This is a genomic window from Acidovorax sp. LjRoot38 (assembly GCF_964252975.1).
Classification (GTDB): Bacteria; Pseudomonadota; Gammaproteobacteria; order Burkholderiales; family Burkholderiaceae_C; genus Acidovorax; species Acidovorax facilis.
Genome location: NZ_CAXUPT020000012.1, coordinates 80,414 through 99,362, shown reverse-complemented (window position 1 = coordinate 99,362; position 18,949 = coordinate 80,414). Strand labels below are relative to the sequence as shown.

Below are 18,949 nucleotides of genomic sequence, written 5' to 3'. Positions count from 1 at the left end.
TCGTCCCCGGCTGCTATGAGCCAGCTGGTTGATGACTACAGCGTCAGGCAATCTTGAACCGTGCCACCGATTGGCGCAGTTCCTCAGCCATGTGCGACAGCTCGCGCACCTGCTGCGCTGTGGTACGGGTACCTTCACCCGTCTGCTCGGTCACCGCAAAAATGTGCTGGATGTTGTCGGCCACTTCGTTGGCCAAAACGGCTTCCCGCGAAGTTGAAGACGAAATCTGCTCAATCAGCTCGGCGAGGCGACGCGACACGCGGTCAATCTCGGTCAGTGCGGTACCGGCGCTGTCAGACAGGCGGGCCCCTTCCACCACACCCTGCGTGGAACGCTCCATAGCGGCCACGGCATCCTGGGTGTCGGTCTGAATCGCCTTCACCAGCGCAGAAATCTGGCGCGTCGCATCAGCGGAACGTTCGGCCAGTCGCTGCACTTCTTCCGCCACCACCGAGAAGCCACGACCGGCTTCACCAGCGGATGCGGCCTGAATGGCTGCGTTTAGAGCCAGCACGTTCGTCTGTTCGGTAATGTCAGAGATCAGCTCCGTGATTTCACCGATCTCCTGCGACGATTCGCCCAGTCGCTTGATCCGCTTGGAGGTGTCCTGAATCTGGTCACGGATGGAGTTCATACCGCCGATGGCGTTTTGCACGGCCTGCAGACCGGAGTCAGCCGCTTGCAGCGACTGGCGGGCCACCGTGGCGGATTCTTGCGCCTGTGTGGACACCTCGTTAATGCGGGTCGCCATGTCGAGCACCGAGCGGCCGGTTTCGCGAATTTCGCGCAGTTGCTCGGTCGATGCTGCCAGCAGTTCGGTGGAGGTGTTGTCCACCTGAGCCGTCGTTTGTGCCACGCGGGTGGCCGTGTTCTGCACGCTGCCCACCAGTTGGCGCAGCTCTTCCACCGTGTAGTTCACCGAGTCAGCAATGGCGCCCGTGATGTCTTCCGTCACCGTGGCTTCTTGCGTCAAGTCACCCTCAGCGACCGATTGCAGTTCGTTCATCAAACGCAAAATGGCAGCCTGGTTGGCGTCGTTGACGCGCTTGGCTTCTTGCTCCTGGCGCTTGGCGTCCTTCTGCTGCATTTCAGCAGCCGCCTGGCGGCCACGGCTGTCGAGCAGCTGAACACGAGAGATTCCCACACCGCAAAAGATCACAAACAAACCAGCAAGCGCAAGAGCTGCCAGTTGGCCGCCACCCACACCCGTCTGGGCCGACAGTTTGGTTTGCAGTCCTTCGAGCTGACGGCGCAGAGGCTCACTGTCAGCAATGATGGCGGACTGCGCTTCACGGGCCGACACCAGCCCTTGCAGGTTGCCCAGAATGGCGCTGGCCTGGGTGCGGGTCTGCTCATAGAGCTTCACCAGAGCTTCCAGCTGTTCGCGGGTCTGGGCATCCTTGGTGGCAGCCAGGCGCAGTTCCGGGCTGCCGTCCAGCAGGCCCTGGGCAATTTCCTTGAACGAATTCAAGTCCTTGCCCAGCAGGAACACGGCCTCAGGACTCACACCTTCCATGGTCTGGAATTCGTTGGCGGACTTGCCGATACGCTGGGTCAACATCACCAGCTGGCCAGCAGCAGAAATTTCAGCGGCCGGGGCGTTCTGCTGGAGTTTCAGCGAAGACACAGTTTCGGCGATTTCCAGCAGGTCAGACGACTGGCGGTTGATGGTGCGCAGAGCGTCACCCACCTGGGTCAGGATCTTCTGCTGACCCATCACCACGCTGGCATTGCGCTCGGCACGTTCCATGAGCGGGTTCACGGCGTCCAGATCGGGCTTGTAGGGCTCGCCCAGGGATTCCACGCCAAGTTCGCCATCACCCGCGTTGAGGGCACGCACATTGCGCGCCAGCACGCCGGAGCTTTCCACCACGTCCGGGAAGGCCTGGGGACTACCCACCAGGGCCTGAGATACGGACTTGGCGAGACGCTGTGATTGCATCAGGGATTGGCCGGTAGCCGCAAGCTGCTGAGCTGATCGGTCTGCCTGCTGCAGCACCCAGAAGGCAATCAACGCAAGAACTGCCACACCGATACCAAGCAGCGCGAGCAATCGACGCTGGTGAGCGGCGGCCGTGGCACGCCCCAGCACCGGCAGCGCGATCAAGTCTTCCTCTGCGTCCGATGCGGCCAGTTCCGGCGAATAACCATCTGGATCGCCCTGCACGCTGTTCATCGCTTCAGCCTGGTAGGTGTCGCGCAGCTGCGCACCATCCAGCGAACCCGTGGCAAGAAGATCCTGCCCGTCGTCGGCGGCGCCGGCAGTCGCGCCGGTTTCCGGCGTGGCAGGTTTCCGGTTGAACAGTTTTCCAAATTGATTGACGACGGACATGGTGCAGCCTTACAGAAAAACTCAAGCACTGATGCTCAGGAAAGCGGGATGTTGGGACAGGATCTGCAAGTTCAGCTCCTGCCAGCGTGTGCCGCTGGAATCGATATAGGTGGTGCCAAAGAACGCGGGCGAATCCTCGGCGGGCGGCTCAGAAGACACAAATGCATCGGTCCCACGCAGGCCCGCAAGGCGATCCACCAGCAACGCTGCATTGACCTCCAGGGCGGCATTGAAGGCCAGCAGGCTGGCTTCCGACAAGGCCTGCTCCGTGCGCGGAGCGGCTGAGCCCAGAAGGCCTGCCAGATCCACCACGCCGACCAGTCCGCCGCGCAGGTTGGCCACACCCAGAAACCACCGCTGGGTGTAGGGCACCGCCTGGATCGAGACCCAGGGAAAGATCTCCCCCGACTGACCCAGTGGCAGCAAGTAAAAACTCCCGGCCGACTCGACAGCCAGCCAGGATGAAACAGAGGACCCTTCGGTTCTTGCAGCCTGAAGGCGGCTGGCAAGTCGGGTCTGGAGCTCTCGCAGGGCTTCGCGGTTGGCCATGAACGCGCCGCAGCCTTAGTTCAGAGCGTCAATTTTGGCCTGCAGTTCAGCGGGATCCACGGGCTTGGTGATATAGCCGCGCGCACCCTGCCGCATCCCCCAGACGCGATCCGTTTCCTGGTTCTTGCTGGTGCACATGATGATGGGCACATCGGCGTACAGCGGGTCGCGGGTGATGGCACGTGTGAGCTGGAAGCCGTTTTGGCCGGGCATGACAACGTCCATGAGGATCAGGTCGGGCTTTTCCTCCGCCAGACGGCGGAAAGCCTCATCGGCATTTTCTGCGGTGCGTACCTGCATGCCTTTTTTCTGAAGCAGGTCGGTCAAAAACATCAACTCGGTCTTCGAGTCGTCGACGACCAATACTTTCTGGATGGGCATTACATCGCTCCTTGTTGGGCATTGCCAAATTGCTGCACGGCTTGCAGCAACTGGTCTTTGGTAAACGGTTTGGTGAGATATTCCTGGCAGCCGACCATGCGCCCGCGCGCTTTGTCGAATACACCATCCTTGGAGGACAGCATCACCACCGGAGTATCTGCAAAACGGGCATTGCGCTTGATGATGGCGCAGGTCTGGTACCCGTCGAGCTTGGGCATGAGGATGTCGCAGAAAATCAGCTGAGGCTGGTAATCATTGACTTTGGCCAAAGCATCAAAGCCGTCGTCGGCCAACAAGACTTCGTGCCCCCCCTGCTTGAGAAAAATCTCGGCGCTTCGACGGATGGTGTTGCTGTCATCCACCACGAGCACTTTGAAAGATGCGCCTGTTGTAGTCAATTGTTACTGCTCCTGATGGAGAAAAAAACAACGCAGCAGCACATGATGCTGGTGCGCCTCAAATCTGAACCATCTCGAAGTCTTCCTTGCGGGCCCCACACTCGGGGCAGGTCCAGTTCATCGGAACCTGATCCCATGGTGTATTGGGTGCAATGCCGTGCTCAGGTGAACCCTCTGCTTCGTCATAAATCCAACCGCAAATCAAACACATCCAAGTTTTAGAGTCGATCACAGCTTAAAGGGCCTTCACATAGAATGCAACGATTGTATCTAGTCATCTCCGTGGGCTGCGGCTTCGGTGCCACCCCTCAAGCAGGATCTGGTCCATGACCATCAAAGCATCCCCTCCCCCCCCCGAAAGCATAGATATTGAAGATGACGGTTTGGAGGACGCAAGCCCTGCATGCGTGCTCGTCTTCAATGCCAGCGACCCCAGCGGCGCTGGCGGACTGACAGCCGACATCACCACCATTGCCTCCGTGGGCGGGCATCCGATTGCCGTGGTCACAGGCGCCTATGCCCGCGACACGGCGCAGATTTTCGACCACTTCAGCTTTGACGACGAGGCGGTGGCCGAGCAGGCCCGGGCCGTGCTGGAAGACCTGCCGGTCCAGGCCATCAAGGTCGGTTTCGTGGGCAGTCCGGAGAACATCAGCACTATCGCCGAGATAACCACAGACTATGATGAAGTCCCGGTGATAGCGTACATGCCCAACCTGTCCTGGTGGCGCGATGAGCTGATCGACGAGTACCTGGATGCCTTCCGCGAATTGTTGTTACCGCAGACCTCGGTGTTGGTTGGAAACCACAGCACCCTGTGGCGCTGGCTGTTGCCCGACTGGACCAGCGACCGCAGCCCCACGGCGCGCGACATTGCCCGGGCCGCCTCCGAAATGGGCGTGCCCTATACCCTGGTCACCGGCATTCCCCTGCCCGAGCAGTTTGTAGAGAATGTGCTGGCCTCCCCCCAGACCGTGCTGGGCAGTGGCAAGTTCGAACTGTTCGACGCCACCTTCTCCGGCGCCGGCGATACCTTGTCGGCGGCCCTCACGGCCCTGGTGGCCAGCGGCAACGACCTGGGCGAAGCCACCAGCGAAGCTCTGGGCTACCTCGACCGCTGCCTGGATGCCGGCTTTCGCCCAGGCATGGGGCACATCGTGCCCGACCGCATGTTCTGGGCCCAGCCCGACGATGACGAGGCCGATGGTGACGAAGAAGAACCCCCGATTGACGAAGCACAGGCCCTCGAAGGCTTTGTGATGCCCCCCCATGACACCAAGCACTGATCTCAATATCCCCCTGTTCGAACGCGCCAAGGCGCTGATCCCCGGCGGCGTGAATTCCCCCGTACGGGCCTTCAAGGCCGTGGGCGGCACGCCGCGTTTTGTGAAGCGCGCCAAAGGCGCCTACTTCTGGGACGCCAACGACCAGCGTTTCATCGACTACATCGGCTCCTGGGGCCCGATGATCCTGGGCCACGGCCACCCCGCTGTGCTCGAAGCCGTGCAGCGCGCAGCGCTCGAAGGCTTCAGCTTTGGCGCACCGACCGAACGCGAGGTGGAGCTGGCCGAGGAAATCCTGAGCCTCGTGCCGTCGATGGAAATGATCCGCCTCGTCAGCTCGGGTACCGAAGCGGGCATGAGCGCGATCCGCCTGGCCCGTGGCGCCACAGGCCGCAGCAAGTTCATCAAGTTCGAAGGCTGCTACCACGGCCATGCCGATTCGCTGCTGGTCAAGGCCGGATCGGGCCTGGCCACGTTTGGCAACGCCACCAGCGCGGGCGTGCCGCCCGAGGTGGTGCAGCACACCCTGGTGCTCGAGTACAACAATGTCGCTCAGCTCGAAGAGGCCTTTGCCCTGCACGGCAAGGAACTGGCCTGCGTGATGATCGAGCCCATCGCGGGCAATATGAACCTGGTGCGCGCCAGCGTGCCGTTCATGAAGCGCTGCCGCGAGCTGTGCACCGAATACGGCGCGCTGCTGGTGCTGGATGAGGTGATGACGGGCTTCCGTGTGGCCCTGGGCAGCGCGCAGAGCGTGTACGCCAAGAGCATCCCCGGCTTCAAACCCGACATCACGGTGCTGGGCAAGGTCATTGGCGGTGGTATGCCGCTGGCAGCCTTTGGTGGCCCGCGCGCCATCATGGAAAACCTCGCACCGTTGGGCGCCGTGTACCAGGCGGGCACGCTGTCGGGTAACCCGGTGGCCACGGCCTGTGGGCTGGCCACGCTGCGCGAGATCAAGAAGCCGGGCTTCTTCGACGCACTGTCGGCCACCACACGCTCCCTGGTTGATGGCCTCGCCGCTGCGGCGGCGGCTGAAGGCGTGCCCTTCAGCACCGACAGCGAAGGCGGCATGTTCGGCTTCTTCCTGATGCCCGAGCTGCCCCAAAACTACGCCCAGGTGCTCAAGACCGACAGCGCGCGCTTCAACCAGCTGTTCCACGGCCTGCTTGATCGCGGCATCTATATTGCACCTGCGCTGTACGAGGCCGGTTTTGTCAGCGCCGCCCACACACCCGAAGACATTGCCGCCACCGTGGCTGCCGCGCGCGAAGTGTTCAAAGGACTATCAAAATAATAGCTGCCAGCGCTTTACCACCAAGCGCTAGAGGCTTTTTTTATTGATATTTTTTTGTAGCAGAGGGCGCAGCGCCCTCGCTTCACGCGGCCGTCATGCAATGCGGGCAGGCTCGGGTGTTTTACCCCACACCACCCGCGCCATGGCACACAAACCCCTCGTCTCTACCTCCCACCCTTTCCGCGACGCTGCGCAGGCCGATGCCGGGCGGCGGCGCTTCGTGCGCCAGCTCGGCATCGCTGCAGCCGCGCTGGGCACCCTGCCGCTGGCGGCCTGCGGCGGCGGCGATGACGATGCGCCTGCCGTGCAGTTTGCACACGGCATCGCCAGCGGCGACCCGCTGGCCGACCGCGTGATGCTGTGGACACGGGTGACCCCACCCGCTGGCCACACCAGCGATATCCCTGTCGAATGGGAACTTGCCACAGACAGCAACTTCACCTCCATCGCTGCCCAAGGCAAGACCACGGCGCTGGCCAGCAAGGACTTCACCGTCAAGGTCGATGCCACCGGGCTCAAGGCGGCCACTGCGTACTACTACCGCTTTCGTGCGTACGCTGCCCACACCGCCACCGGCCGCACGCGCACCCTGCCCACCGGCAGCGTGGCGCAGGTCAAGCTGGCCGTGTTTTCGTGCGCCAACTACCCCGCCGGCTACTTCAATGTGTATGCCGACGCGGCCCGCCGCAATGACCTGGATGCCACCGTCCACCTGGGCGACTACGTCTATGAATATGCCCGGGGTGGATATGCGTCAGCCAACGCAGGCGCGTTGGGGCGCCTGTCGCAGCCTGCCCACGAGATCCTGAGCCTTGCCGACTACCGCCAGCGCCACGCCCAATACAAAACCGACTCCGACCTGCAGGACCTGCACGCAGCCGCCCCCATGATCGCCGTGTGGGACGACCACGAGATCACCAACGACACCTGGAGCAACGGCGCAGAAAACCACCAGAGCGCCACCGAAGGCAGTTTCAGCGCGCGCAAAGCCGCGGCCATGCAGGCGTACCACGAGTGGATGCCCACCCGCAACGCGCAGCCCGAGCTGATCTACCGCAGCTTTGCTTTTGGCAACCTGGTGGCGCTGCACATGCTCGACACCCGCGTGGTGGCACGTGATGAGCAGCTCGACTACGGCCAGTTTTTCACTGCCACCGGCTTTGACGCTGCCGCATTCACCGCCGCCGTGGGCAGCACCAGTCGCCAGCTGCTGGGCACCACGCAGACACAGTGGCTTCAGCAGCAGATGGCCACATCCAGCGCTACCTGGCAGGTGCTGGGGCAGCAGGTGTTGATGGGTCACATGAACATTCCAGCGCCCATCCTGATGGAAACGCTGCAACCAGGCGCAGGCGTCACCGTCAGCCAGTACGCGGCCCTGGTGGGACGCGCGCAGACAGCGCCCGCCAGTCTCACACCGGCCGAGCAGGCCATCCTGGCGCAGCCCTCCATTCCCTACAACCTGGACGCCTGGGACGGCTACCAGGTGGCACGCGAGACGGTGCTGGCCACCTCGCGCAGCCTGGGCAAGAACCTGGTGGTGCTGTCGGGCGACACCCACAACGCCTGGGCCAACGAGCTGCGGGACATGAGCGGCAATGCCGTGGGTGTGGAATTTGCCACCTCGTCCGTCACCTCGCCGGGGTTTGAGGAATACCTGCCGAACGAAAACCCCGCCACACTGGCCGGTGCGCTGCAGCAGCTCATCGCGCCGCTGAAGTACTGCGATACCTCGCGCCGTGGCTACATGGTGCTGACTGCCACCGCCACTGAGTGCCGCGCCGACTGGGTGTACGTGAGCACCATCACCAGCCGCAACTACACGGCCAGCACCGACAAATCTCTGAAGGTGCTGGCGGGCGCGGCGGGCACGGGGCGCATTGTCGCGGCATAAGCTCAGGCTTACAGCAGCCCGCGCAACTCGCGGGCGGCCTCCTGCAGCAGCGGCAGCATGTCGCGCTGCAGGCTGCTCTCATCCACCTGCTTGGGCGACGCCACCACATTGAGCGCCGCCACCGTGTCGCCCTGAAGGTTGCGCAGGGGCACGGCCAGCGCGTGCACGCCCAGTTCGTGCTCTTCCACCGCCAGGCAATAGTCATCGCGCCGCACCTTGGCAATCACCTGCCGCAGCGGGCCGACCTGGGTGATGGTGTGGGGCGTGAGGCGGTGCAGTGAGCAGGCCTTGAGCCACGCAGTGAGTTGCGCAGGAGGCAATGCCGCCAGCAGCACGCGCCCCGTGGATGTGGGGTGCGCCGGCAGCCGCGCCCCCAGGTGCAGGCCATAGGCCAGCACGCGCGACGGCGCGCCGTACACCCCGCTGCGCGCCACGATCACCACCTCGCTGCCATCCAGCACCACGGCCGAAAACGACTGCTGCGTCTGGGCCGCCAGCCGGTTCAGCGTGGGCTGCAGCACACGCGGCAGGCGGGCCGAGGCCAGGTAGCTGCCTGAAAACCGCAGCACCTTGGGCGCCAGCCAGAAGTAGCTGCCATCCGTCTCCAGATAGCCCAGGTGCGCAAGCGTCAGCAGGTGCCGCCGCGCCGCCGCGCGCGTAAGACCCGTGCGCTGCGCGGCCAGTGTGGCATTGAGCCGCTGGCGCTCGGTGTCAAAACTCTCCAGCACCGCCATGCCCTTGGCCATGCCTGCGATGAAATCTGCCTTGGCGATGGGAACGGTGGTCATGGTTTGCTTGGGGCGCCTGGGGTCGGACGCCCTGTCGAAGACTGGAGGTGAGCCGAGGCTATGGAAGATTGCGCGATGATCGCACATCAGATCCATCAATCGCACGATAGCGGCGTGGGCCGGGCTTCAATTGACATGGATCAACCTACGCTTGGCCCTGTTCCTTTACCGCTTTCTAACGCCTTTGTGAGGTTGTCCACCATGCGTACCCAGGTTGCCATCATCGGCGCAGGCCCCGCCGGTCTGCTGCTCGGCCAGTTGCTCTACAAATCCGGCATTGACGCCGTCATCATCGAACAGCGCAGCCCCGACTACGTGCTGGGCCGAATCCGCGCTGGCGTGCTGGAGCAGGTCAGCATGGACCTGCTGGACCAGGCTGGGGTTGGTGCCCGTGCCCATGCCGAGGGCCTGCCCCACGACGGCATCGAGCTGCTGTTCAAGGGGCAGCGCCACCGCATCGACCTGCATGCGCTGACCGGCGGCAGCCGCGTCACGGTGTACGGCCAGACCGAAGTGACGCGCGACCTGATGGACGCGCGCGCGGCAGAAGGCTTGACCACCGTGTACGACGCGCAGAACGTGCAAGTGCACGACTTCGAAGGCCAAAGCCCCCGCGTGACCTACCAGAAGGACGGACAGACTCACGAGCTGGCCTGTGACTTCATCGCAGGCTGCGACGGCTACCACGGCGTGTGTCGCGCCAGCGCCCCGGCCGACCTGCTCAAGACCTACGAACGCGTCTACCCCTTTGGCTGGCTGGGTGTGCTGGCCGATGTGCCGCCCGTCTCGCACGAACTGATTTACGCCAACACCGAGCGCGGCTTTGCGCTGTGCAGCATGCGCAGCGCCACCCGCAGCCGCTACTACGTGCAGGTGCCCAACACCGACAAGATCGAGAACTGGACCATCGACCAGTTCTGGGCCGAGCTGGGCAACCGCCTGGACCCTGAGGCACGTGCCAATCTGGTCACCGGCCCGGCGCTGGAGATGAGCATTGCCCCGCTGCGCAGCTTTGTGGCCGAGCCCATGCGGTTTGGCCGCATGTTCCTGGCGGGCGACGCGGCCCACATCGTTCCGCCCACGGGCGCCAAGGGCCTGAACCTGGCGGCCAGCGACGTGGGTTACCTGTGGACCGCGCTCACCGACTTCTACACAGAGAAATCCGCCGTGGGCATCGACACCTACTCCGACCGCTGCCTGCGCCGCGTGTGGCGGGCAGAGCGCTTCTCGTGGTGGTTCACCTCGCTGATGCACCGCTTTCCCGAGACAGGCGAGTTCGGCCAGAAGATCCAGGAGGCCGAGTTGGACTACCTGGTGAACTCGCGCGCAGCCTCGGTGTCGCTGGCCGAGAACTATGTCGGACTGCCGATGAATTTCGGCACCTGAACCTCAACTTCATCCTGACAACGGGCATAAAAAAAGCGGCTTCCTTGGAAGCCGCTTTTTGTTGGATGACCGCCGGTCGAATCAATGGCGGAAGTGGCGCACGCCACTGAACACCATGGCTACGCCGCGCTCGTTGGCGGCGTCGATCACTTCGTTGTCGCGCATGGAGCCACCGGGCTGGATCACGCAGGTGGCGCCCGCATCCACCACCACATCGAGGCCGTCGCGGAAGGGGAAGAAGGCGTCGCTGGCCACCACGGTGCCCTGCAGCGTCAGGCCTGCGTGACCCGCCTTGATGCTGGCGATACGGGCCGAGTCCAGGCGGCTCATCTGGCCAGCGCCCACGCCCATGGTCATGCCGCCTTTGCAGAAGACGATGGCATTGCTCTTGACGTACTTGGCCACCTTCCAGGCGAACAGCAGGTCTTCCATTTCTTCCAGCGTGGGCTGCTTCTGGGTCACGACCTTGAGGTCGATGAGCGACAGCTCGTGGTTGTCGGCGGTCTGCAGCAGCAGGCCCGAGCCGATGCGCTTGGCGTCCATGGCGTTGCGGCCGCGTTCCCAGTCCGTCTTGCCCCCGTGTGCGGGCAACGCGATCTTGAGCAAGCGCACATTGGCCTTGGCTTTGAAGATCTCCAGCGCCTCTGCCGTGAAGTCAGGGGCCATCAGCACTTCGACAAACTGCTTGCTCACCTGTTGGGCGGCCGGGCCGTCCACCACGCGGTTGAACGCGATGATGCCGCCGAAAGCGCTGGTGGGGTCGGTCTGGAAGGCCTTGCTGTAGGCGCTCAGCGCGTCCAGGCCCACGGCCACGCCACAGGGGTTGGCGTGCTTGACGATCACGCAGGCGGCGGCGTCAAAGCTCTTCACGCATTCCCACGCCGCATCAGCGTCAGCGATGTTGTTGTAACTCAGCTCCTTGCCCTGCAATTGCACGCCGGTTACCAGCGAGCCGGGCGCGGGGTGCAGGTCACGGTACAGCGCGGCCTGCTGGTGGCTGTTTTCGCCGTAGCGCAGATCCTGCACCTTGGTGAAGATGCCGTTGCTCTGGCCGGGGAACTGGGTGCGCGTAGGCACGTAGGTTTCCGACAGCTTTTCTTCTTCGAACGTGACGGACGAGAGGTAGTCGCTGATGGCGCCGTCGTACTGGGCGATGCGGTTGAATGCGGCCACCGATAGCGCAAAGCGCAGCTTGTCAGACAGCTTGCCGCCCGCTTTCAGCTCGGCCAGCACGGCGTCGTACTGGTCGGCCGAGGTGATCACGCCCACGTCCTTCCAGTTCTTGGCGGCGCTGCGCACCATGGCGGGGCCGCCGATGTCGATGTTCTCGATGGCGTCGGCCAGCGTGCAGCCGGCCTTGGCCACGGTGGCTTCAAAGGGGTAGAGGTTGACCACCAGCAGGTCGATGGTGTCAATGCCGTGTTCCTTCAACGCTGCCATGTGTTCGGGCAGCTCGCGGCGCGCCAGCAGGCCGCCGTGCACCTTGGGGTGCAGCGTCTTCACGCGGCCGTCCAGCATCTCGGGGAACTGGGTGACCTCGGCCACTTCGGTGACGGGCAGGCCTTTGTCGGCCAGCAGCTTGGCGGTGCCACCGGTGGACAGGAGTTTGATGCCCAGCGCGTGCAGCGCTTGGGCGAATTCGACGATGCCGGTCTTGTCGGAGACGGAGAGAAGTGCGTTCATGGTGTGGGGGGGGAGAGTTTGAATAAAAACAGGCTCTAGCGCTTATCCATCAAGCGCAAGCAGCTACAAATTAAATAGCAAATAACACAATGACGTCAGAGCAGTTTGTGCTCGACGAGCTTTTTGCGCAGCGTGTTGCGGTTCAAGCCCAGCCATTCGGCCGCGCGGGACTGGTTGTTGTCGGCTTGCTGCATCACGACTTCCAGCAGCGGCCTTTCGACCACACGCACCAGCATGTCGTACATGCCATCGGGCGTCTCGCCGCCCAGGTCGCGAAAGTAGCCCTGCAGGCTCTCGCGCACGCATTCTTCTATGTGTTTCTTGCTCATGCAGCCAATCCCTCTTGTTCTTCTGGTTCTGCGTCCAAGCCCGTAACGGCAGGCAGCCGGTCCATCTGTTGCCCGAGGGCGTCCAGGTGGTCGGCCACGGCCTGCCACTGCGTGGTGCAGTCTTCGATCGTGTTGATGTGTTGCCTGAAGGCCTCGCCGCCCGGCAGCGCGCGCAGGTACCAGGCAATGTGCTTGCGCGCACTGCGCACCCCGGTCAGCTCGCCATACAGGCTGTAGTGGTCTTGCAGGTGGTCCAGCAGCAGGCGGCGCACCTCGGCCACCAGCGGCGGCGCCAGGTGTTCGCCCGTGGCCAGAAAGTGGCCGATCTCGCGGAAGATCCATGGTCGGCCCTGTGCGGCGCGGCCGATCATGATCGCGTCGGCGCCAGTGGCAGCGAGCACGTCGCGCGCCTTTTCGGGCGAGGTGATGTCGCCGTTGGCCACCACGGGCACCTTCACCGCCGCCTTGACGGCTGCGATGGTGTCGTACTCCGCGTGGCCCTTGTAGCCCTGCTCGCGCGTGCGGCCATGCACGGTGAGCATCTGGATGCCCACGCTTTCAAACTGCCGCGCCAATGCCACGGCGTTCTTGTGCTCTTGGCACCAGCCGGTGCGCATCTTCAGCGTGACAGGCACGTTGAAGGGCGCGCAGGCCTCGACCACCGCAGCGGCAATTTCCACTGCCAGCGCTTCGTTCTGCATCAGGGCGGAGCCCGCCCATTTGTTGCAGACCTTCTTGGCCGGGCAGCCCATGTTGATGTCGATGATCTGCGCGCCGCGTTCCACGTTGTAGACCGCAGCCTCGGCCATCATCGGTGCATCGGTGCCAGCGATCTGCACGGCAATGGGCCCCGGCTCCCCTTCATGGTTGGCCCGGCGCGAGGTCTTGAGACTGTTCCACAAGTCCTTGCGCGAGGTCACCATCTCGCTCACCGCATAGCCCGCACCCAGCGCCTTGCACAGCTGGCGGAACGGCCGGTCGGTGACGCCCGCCATCGGGGCGACGAACAACCGGTTCGCCAAAGGAATGTGGCCGATGTGCATGGGCGGGGTGGGATAGGGAGGCAGCAGCAGATGCTGAAAAAGGAGGCAGGATTGTACCTGCTCAAAATTTCAGCAAATGAAATATCTCGACCGCTGAAAATCGGACGGCTTTGTCACCCTCACGCGCAGCCGGGGCGAGTACCACCCCGCAGGGAGCAAGGTCATCGCGCGGCGAGGTCAGCGTCCGCGGTGTGCACCGGTGCAGCGCCGCGCAGCGCAAAGTGCCACCAAGCATCGGGGGTGTTTTCAAACTGGTGGCGGGCCATCGTCGCACGCAGCCAGGCGCGGTTGTGCAGCACATCGGGCGAGAAGCCCTGGGCGGCCGACTCTGCACCTGCCAGCGCCGCACCCGCAGGCGTTCCCATGTCCACGTCGTGCCCGTCGGCCAGCGGCCCGCGCACCACCTTGCTGGCCTTCATACCATCCACCACACGCACCTGCACCACCCAGCCGCCACCAGTGGCCGGGCAGGTGGCTTGCAACACCATGCCCTGCGCCTGCAATTCCTGGCCCACCCGCTGCAAGGCGGCACGCGCAGAAGGAGTTTCGCTGCAAGGGCTGGCGACATGCACCTCAGCGGGTTGCAGTTCAGGCACCGCTGCCTGTGGGCTGTGCACACAGGCAGCCATCAGCAGCGCCAGCGCCAGCGGCAGCCAGCGAGAGCCAACAGGCGCACCAGCCTGAGGGGTGGTGCTGGGGAAGACGTGAGGTTCAAAACGTTGCATGCGGCCTCCTCCTTGGGAATTTTTCGGGGGACGGTGTGGTTACCACGATAAGAAAGGAGCCCCTTGCAGGCCATGCGCAGATGGCGCAGCCCGGCGTAGGACAGCGCCCCCTGGCACCAAAGCACCGGCTGCGCAGCCCTACACTTGGCCCCTATGGAAATCTGGATGCACCAGCTGCTGGAATGGCTTGCGCTGCCGCAGTTCGGCCTGAGCACGGTCTTTGTGGTGGCGTTCATCTCCGCCACGCTGCTGCCTTTGGGCTCGGAGCCTGCGGTGTTCGGCTTGATCAAGATCAACCCTGAACTCTTCTGGCCCGCCATCCTGGTGGCCACGGTTGGCAACACGCTGGGCGGTGGTGTGAGCTGGTGGATGGGCCTGGGCGCTCACAAGGTGGTGGACAAGGCCCGTGGCAATGCCACTGAAGTTCGCGCGCTGAACTGGCTTCGGCGCTTTGGCGCCCCCGCCTGCCTGATGAGCTGGCTGCCCGTGGTGGGCGACCCGCTGTGTGCTGTGGCAGGCTGGCTCAAGCTGCCGTTCTGGCCTTGCCTGGCCTATATGGCTGTGGGCAAATTCTTCCGCTATCTGGTTATGACGAGCGTGTTGCTGTACTTCATGCCAGGGCATCTGGCGATGTAGTGGCCCGCCGAAGCCACCGGGATCAGGGCGGCAATAGACGGTCCCAGTTCACGGGCACCGTGGTGTCCACGTGCAGCGTGATCGCCTCTTCGTGGGACTGCAGCGGGTGGGCGCGGGCCCACTGGGCGTCCAGCACGGCCACGTCCGCCTCTGACGCACCGGCTCCGGCCAGCGCGCGCTGGCGCACACGCTCGCGCAGCACCGGCAAGGGGGCCTCGAACGACAGGATGTGGCAGGGCACTTGCACAGAATCGGCCAGGGCCAGGAAAAGCGCGCGGGCATCGCGGTCCAGCAAGGTGGCATCCACGATCACGGAGTAGCCTGCCACCAGCACCTCGCGTGCCACTTGCGCCAACCGCTGGTGCGTGCGGAATGTAGCCTCGGCGGTGTAGATGCCGCCAGGTACGCCGTCGCTGGAAGCATTAGGCGCCAGGCCGAACAGGCGCTTGCGCTCCACATCCGCCCGCAAGCGCACCAATCCACGGTGGCACGCCAGGGTCAGCGCATGGGTGCTCTTGCCCGCCCCCGAAAAGCCATGGGCCAGCCACAACGCAGCAGGGCGCGCCACCGGCCAGCGCGCAGGCCGTTGCCCCGCAAAACCCGCCGCCAGTTCCAGATATTCCTCCAGGGCTTGCACAGCCTGCGCACTGCCATCACCGCAGGTTGGATTCAGCCGCAGGGCAGCAACCCGCGCCCGCACCAACGCGCGGTAGGCTCCGTAGTACCGCAAAACGGACAGGCCCGCGTAGTCTCCCGTGTGCTCCAGCCACCGGTTCAAAAACCGCCAGGCCAGATCGGCCCGGCCATGGGCCGCGAGGTCCATCACCACAAAGGCGATATCGGCCACACAGTCGATCCAGCGCAAGGCGGGGTTGAACTCGATGGCATCGAACAGCTGGGCCTCGCCATCGATGAGTACAATGTTGGCCAGATGCAAATCGCCATGGCATTCGCGCACCCGACCGGCTGCCCGCCGTGCCTCGAATGTGGTGGCCAGGGTCCGCCCCTGGTGCCGGCACCAGCCGACCACCTGCGCTAGCAGGGGGCCCTGACCGGGCAACGCGCTTGCCACGGGTGCGCGCAGAGCCGCCACACAGTCATCCACTGGCGCTTGCACCGCAGCCGCCGTGCCCCAGCTGTCGGTGCTTGCAGCGATGGCGGCTGCGTCGTGGAACTGCGCCACATGGCACGCCAGCTGGTCGATCTGCGCAGGCAACACGCGATGCGCATCCAGTGCAGTGGCGAGTAGTGCGTCCTGGGCAAAACGTCGCATCCACACGACGGGTTCGGCGCCTGGCAGAGCGTCTTTCCACGGCACGACCTGAAGCGTGGTGGGGGCGCCATCCGCCCCAGCAGTCACCTGACCCACCAAACCGACGAGGCCCAAGTACAGGCCCGGCGCCGTGCGGCGATTGATGCGCAGCTCTTCCTCGCAGGCGGCGTGCCGCAGGGCATGGGTACTGAAGTCCAGAAAGTCCAGCTGCAAGGGTTTCTTGAGCTTGTAGGCAAAGTCACCCGCAAGCAGCACCCAGGAGATGTGGGTCTCGATACATTCCACGCGCTCTACAGGGTGGGGAAAAGCCTGCGGTTGTTGCTGCAGCAGACGCACACGCTGCTGGGCGGTGGCGAATTCGGCCGACAGGTCGGTGGGTAAGGGCATGGAACGGACGCGGGGGAAAGGCACCAACGCGCAAGCGCGAAAGGCAGCCATGCCACCCAACGCGGGGGATGGGAACAGGCGTTCAGTGTGAACACCGAAGGCCGCTTGTCAACCCGGCCAGCGCAAACAACGGCCAGCAGCTATAGGAAAACGTTGCTGCTGGAGATCGACAAGTCCGACAGCTGCGAATCGCCTTTGGCAACTGGCTCCTCGACCACCACCTGGTTGCGCCCGCCTTCCTTGGCCATGTACATGGCGGTATCGGCCCGCGAGAAGAACTCCAGCACCGATTCCCCCAACACATACTGCGTCACCCCGACCGATACCGTCACCCGGCCCTTGAGCAATCCGGTCCAGGCATGGGTTTCCACCTGCGCGCGAATGCGCTCACAGGTATTGAGCGCAGGCAGCAACGAAGTGCCAGGGAAGATGAGCAGAAACTCTTCACCCCCATACCGGCCAAACACATCGCCCCCGCGCACGCCCTGCTGCGCGATGCGCGCAAAGGTGCGCAGCACCTCGTCGCCCCCCAGATGCCCCAGCTCATCGTTGATGCGCTTGAAGTGGTCAATGTCCAGCACGGCCAGGCACAACGGGATGCCACTTTCGTCGGCCAGCTGTTTTTGCTCTTCCAGCGCGGCCAACACGTAGCGGCGGTTGAAGCATCCCACCAGCGGATCGCGCTGGGCGTCTTCTTGGATGTTCTTGATCTTGCGGCTTGCATGGTAGAGGCTGCGGTACAGGCGCTGCACCCGGCCCATGAGGGCAATGAAGGCGGGCAGAGAGACCGCCAGAGCCACCCAATGCAATGCCTCCAGGCGCAGCAGGGCGTTGTTCTGCTGTTCCAGGTAGTGCAGCCCCACCACCCCGGCATAGAGGCACAACATGCAGGCCGCCAGTGCCAGCAGGGTGGGCCGTGGCACAGTGAAAATGCCATAGGCCACGGCCACAAAGGTGAATGGCGCCAACAGGATTTGCGTAACGGGCGCCAGGTAGACAATGCCGAGCATGCACGCAAGCGCTGTAGCCACCATGGCCAGCTTCAGGTGCCGATGCCGCACATTCTTGTGCAAGCCCGTGTTGAAAATGCCCCAGAAGGTCGCGCAGACCACAGCCACCAGCACGCCCAACACGGCGAGCACCTGGAGGTCCACCATGCCCAGCGCACAAAACCCCAGCATCGCCAGCGCATAGAGCCCCATCAGCCCTGCGGCCAGCAACCATTTTTCGCGCGCACTGCGCCCACTGCGCGGCCCCATTCCATCCAGCGCGCGACGGGCCGGGCGCACCATGGCTGAAGACGAGTCATCGAACTCCATGACAGCGTCGGACAGGGGAAAGGCGTCCGTCGCCGAAAACGGATTCTTGCGACCAAAAAACATGTGGAGGCAGGCCTGAGCCCGGGTTCGTTCGGGTGATGCTTCACCGAAATGCGCAGGCTGCAGGCACCAACACCCGGCAGACGAGCCCGCGCATCTTACGCAGAACTGACACCGTCGCGCTCCGTGTTTTCCAGTAGCGCCACCAGCGGCGCAGCAAATCTGTGCAATGAATGCGACGCGAGCCCCATCGGAAAGACTCCCAGCCCCTGGTCCCACGCATGCGGTGCGGGGAGCACTCGGCCCTTCTTCAGGCCACTATAACCCGCCGACGCGTCCACCAGCCTTCCATGCTGTAGACCAGCAGCGCCGCCCAGATCAAGACAAACCCCACCAGGCGCGCTGGCTCGAACGGTTCATGGAACAACCACACGCCCAGCGCAAACTGCAGGCTGGGCGAGATGTACTGCAGGATGCCCAAGGTGGACATCGGGATCAGGCGCGCACCCGCCGCAAACAGCAGCAGCGGAACTGCCGTCATGGGGCCCGCAAGCAGCAGCCAGCCGACGGTGGCGGGCGTGCCCTGCACCAGCGCACCCTGGCCTTGCCACGCCCACCAGCCCAGCACAACGGCGGCCACCGGCGCGAGCACCAGCGTCTCCAGCGCGAGACCCTCCAGTGCGCCCAGCACAGCAACCTTGCGCAACAACCCATAAAAGCCAAAACTCAAGGCCAGCAACAGTGCAATCCAAGGCAGGCGCCCAGCTTGCACCGCCAGCCACAGCACGCCAGCGGCCGCCACGGCCACCGCCATCCATTGGCCCGAGCGAGGCCGCTCACGCAGAAATACAAAGCCCAGCGCGACGTTGACCAGCGGAAGGATGAAATAGCCCAGGCTGGCGTCTACCACGTGCTGGTTTTGCACCGCCCACACATAGGTAAGCCAGTTGCCCGACAGCAGCATCGCAGATAGCACAAATGCCGCCAGCACCTTGGGCTGGCGCAGCACGGTCCCCATCCACGACCATTGCCTGCGCACCATCAGTACGCCAAATACAAACACCAGCGACCACAGTGTGCGGTGCATCACCACCTCGAGCGAGGGCACGTCTGCCACCTGCTTGAAATACAAGGGGAACAGGCCCCAGGCGATGTAAGCCAGGGCGGCGTAGAGGATTCCAGTGTTCATAGAAATCGATGCTCAGGGGGATGCGTGCCCCCCTGCCAAACGGTCGTAAAAAATCCC

18 protein-coding genes are annotated in these 18,949 nt (G+C 63.9%); 5 read left to right on the top strand and 13 right to left on the bottom strand.

What is annotated here, in order from left to right:
• Positions 1-43: 43 nt before the first annotated feature.
• From ACSQ22_RS19915 to ACSQ22_RS19895, 5 genes are read right to left on the bottom strand one after another with little or no spacing between them, the layout of a single operon-like run.
• Positions 44-2,332 carry a methyl-accepting chemotaxis protein gene (locus tag ACSQ22_RS19915; protein ID WP_055393361.1) on the bottom strand — a complete coding sequence of 763 codons (2,289 nt, stop codon included), beginning with the start codon at positions 2,330-2,332 and terminating at the stop codon, positions 44-46.
• 21 nt (positions 2,333-2,353) lie between these two features.
• Positions 2,354-2,881, bottom strand: a complete 528-nt coding sequence (locus tag ACSQ22_RS19910) for a chemotaxis protein CheW (protein ID WP_055393363.1) — start codon at positions 2,879-2,881, stop codon at positions 2,354-2,356.
• A gap of 15 nt (positions 2,882-2,896) precedes the next feature.
• A complete protein-coding gene (locus ACSQ22_RS19905) occupies positions 2,897-3,262 on the bottom strand; it encodes a response regulator (RefSeq protein WP_010459520.1) in 366 nt (121 codons plus the stop codon).
• On the bottom strand, positions 3,262-3,660 hold the full coding sequence (locus ACSQ22_RS19900) for a response regulator (protein WP_034692846.1): 399 nt from the start codon (positions 3,658-3,660) through the stop codon (positions 3,262-3,264). The genes ACSQ22_RS19905 and ACSQ22_RS19900 overlap by 1 nt, the downstream gene beginning before the upstream one ends.
• Positions 3,661-3,718: 58 nt before the next feature.
• On the bottom strand, positions 3,719-3,892 hold the full coding sequence (locus tag ACSQ22_RS19895; protein ID WP_008903269.1) for a rubredoxin: 174 nt from the start codon (positions 3,890-3,892) through the stop codon (positions 3,719-3,721).
• Positions 3,893-3,986: 94 nt separating this feature from the next.
• Between ACSQ22_RS19895 and thiD the strand changes: the two genes are divergently transcribed.
• The 3 genes from thiD (at position 3,987) to ACSQ22_RS19880 (ending at position 8,134) form a co-directional block, all read left to right on the top strand.
• Positions 3,987-4,946 carry a bifunctional hydroxymethylpyrimidine kinase/phosphomethylpyrimidine kinase gene (gene thiD, locus ACSQ22_RS19890; protein ID WP_055393365.1) on the top strand — a complete coding sequence of 320 codons (960 nt, stop codon included), beginning with the start codon at positions 3,987-3,989 and terminating at the stop codon, positions 4,944-4,946.
• Complete coding sequence (gene hemL / locus ACSQ22_RS19885) at positions 4,930-6,240, top strand: glutamate-1-semialdehyde 2,1-aminomutase (protein ID WP_436131327.1); 1,311 nt, start codon at positions 4,930-4,932, stop codon at positions 6,238-6,240. The genes thiD and hemL overlap by 17 nt, the downstream gene beginning before the upstream one ends.
• A gap of 142 nt (positions 6,241-6,382) precedes the next feature.
• The gene (locus ACSQ22_RS19880) at positions 6,383-8,134 is read left to right on the top strand and encodes an alkaline phosphatase D family protein (RefSeq protein ID WP_436131326.1); all 1,752 of its coding nucleotides are present in this window, start codon (positions 6,383-6,385) and stop codon (positions 8,132-8,134) included.
• Between the two features lie 8 nt (positions 8,135-8,142).
• Here ACSQ22_RS19880 and ACSQ22_RS19875 read toward each other — a convergent pair whose 3' ends face one another.
• Entirely contained in the window at positions 8,143-8,922 is a 780-nt protein-coding gene (locus ACSQ22_RS19875; protein WP_436131325.1) for an IclR family transcriptional regulator domain-containing protein, read from the bottom strand.
• A 201-nt stretch (positions 8,923-9,123) separates the two neighbouring features.
• On the opposite strand from ACSQ22_RS19875, the gene pobA reads away from it, so the two are divergent.
• The gene (gene pobA / locus ACSQ22_RS19870; protein ID WP_436131324.1) at positions 9,124-10,308 is read left to right on the top strand and encodes a 4-hydroxybenzoate 3-monooxygenase; all 1,185 of its coding nucleotides are present in this window, start codon (positions 9,124-9,126) and stop codon (positions 10,306-10,308) included.
• An 81-nt stretch (positions 10,309-10,389) separates the two neighbouring features.
• Here the strand turns inward: pobA and purH are convergent, their stop codons facing one another.
• From purH to ACSQ22_RS19850, 4 genes are all read right to left on the bottom strand, one after another.
• On the bottom strand, positions 10,390-11,991 hold the full coding sequence (gene purH / locus ACSQ22_RS19865) for a bifunctional phosphoribosylaminoimidazolecarboxamide formyltransferase/IMP cyclohydrolase (RefSeq protein WP_436131323.1): 1,602 nt from the start codon (positions 11,989-11,991) through the stop codon (positions 10,390-10,392).
• Positions 11,992-12,086: 95 nt separating this feature from the next.
• Positions 12,087-12,320: a Fis family transcriptional regulator gene (locus ACSQ22_RS19860; RefSeq protein ID WP_015015597.1), complete on the bottom strand. Its 234-nt coding sequence runs from the start codon at positions 12,318-12,320 to the stop codon at positions 12,087-12,089.
• Positions 12,317-13,363: a tRNA dihydrouridine synthase DusB gene (dusB, locus tag ACSQ22_RS19855; RefSeq protein WP_436131322.1), complete on the bottom strand. Its 1,047-nt coding sequence runs from the start codon at positions 13,361-13,363 to the stop codon at positions 12,317-12,319. The genes ACSQ22_RS19860 and dusB overlap by 4 nt, the downstream gene beginning before the upstream one ends.
• Positions 13,364-13,524: 161 nt before the next feature.
• Positions 13,525-14,088: a D-Ala-D-Ala dipeptidase gene (locus tag ACSQ22_RS19850; RefSeq protein ID WP_436131321.1), complete on the bottom strand. Its 564-nt coding sequence runs from the start codon at positions 14,086-14,088 to the stop codon at positions 13,525-13,527.
• A gap of 153 nt (positions 14,089-14,241) precedes the next feature.
• Between ACSQ22_RS19850 and ACSQ22_RS19845 the strand changes: the two genes are divergently transcribed.
• Entirely contained in the window at positions 14,242-14,724 is a 483-nt protein-coding gene (locus ACSQ22_RS19845; RefSeq protein ID WP_055393381.1) for a YqaA family protein, read from the top strand.
• A gap of 22 nt (positions 14,725-14,746) precedes the next feature.
• Here ACSQ22_RS19845 and ACSQ22_RS19840 read toward each other — a convergent pair whose 3' ends face one another.
• From ACSQ22_RS19840 to rarD, 3 genes are all read right to left on the bottom strand, one after another.
• Complete coding sequence (locus ACSQ22_RS19840) at positions 14,747-16,384, bottom strand: AAA family ATPase (RefSeq protein WP_436131320.1); 1,638 nt, start codon at positions 16,382-16,384, stop codon at positions 14,747-14,749.
• A gap of 140 nt (positions 16,385-16,524) precedes the next feature.
• Positions 16,525-17,766, bottom strand: a complete 1,242-nt coding sequence (locus ACSQ22_RS19835; RefSeq protein ID WP_436131319.1) for a diguanylate cyclase — start codon at positions 17,764-17,766, stop codon at positions 16,525-16,527.
• Between the two features lie 247 nt (positions 17,767-18,013).
• Positions 18,014-18,892, bottom strand: a complete 879-nt coding sequence (rarD, locus tag ACSQ22_RS19830) for an EamA family transporter RarD (RefSeq protein WP_436131318.1) — start codon at positions 18,890-18,892, stop codon at positions 18,014-18,016.
• Positions 18,893-18,949 lie beyond the last annotated feature (57 nt).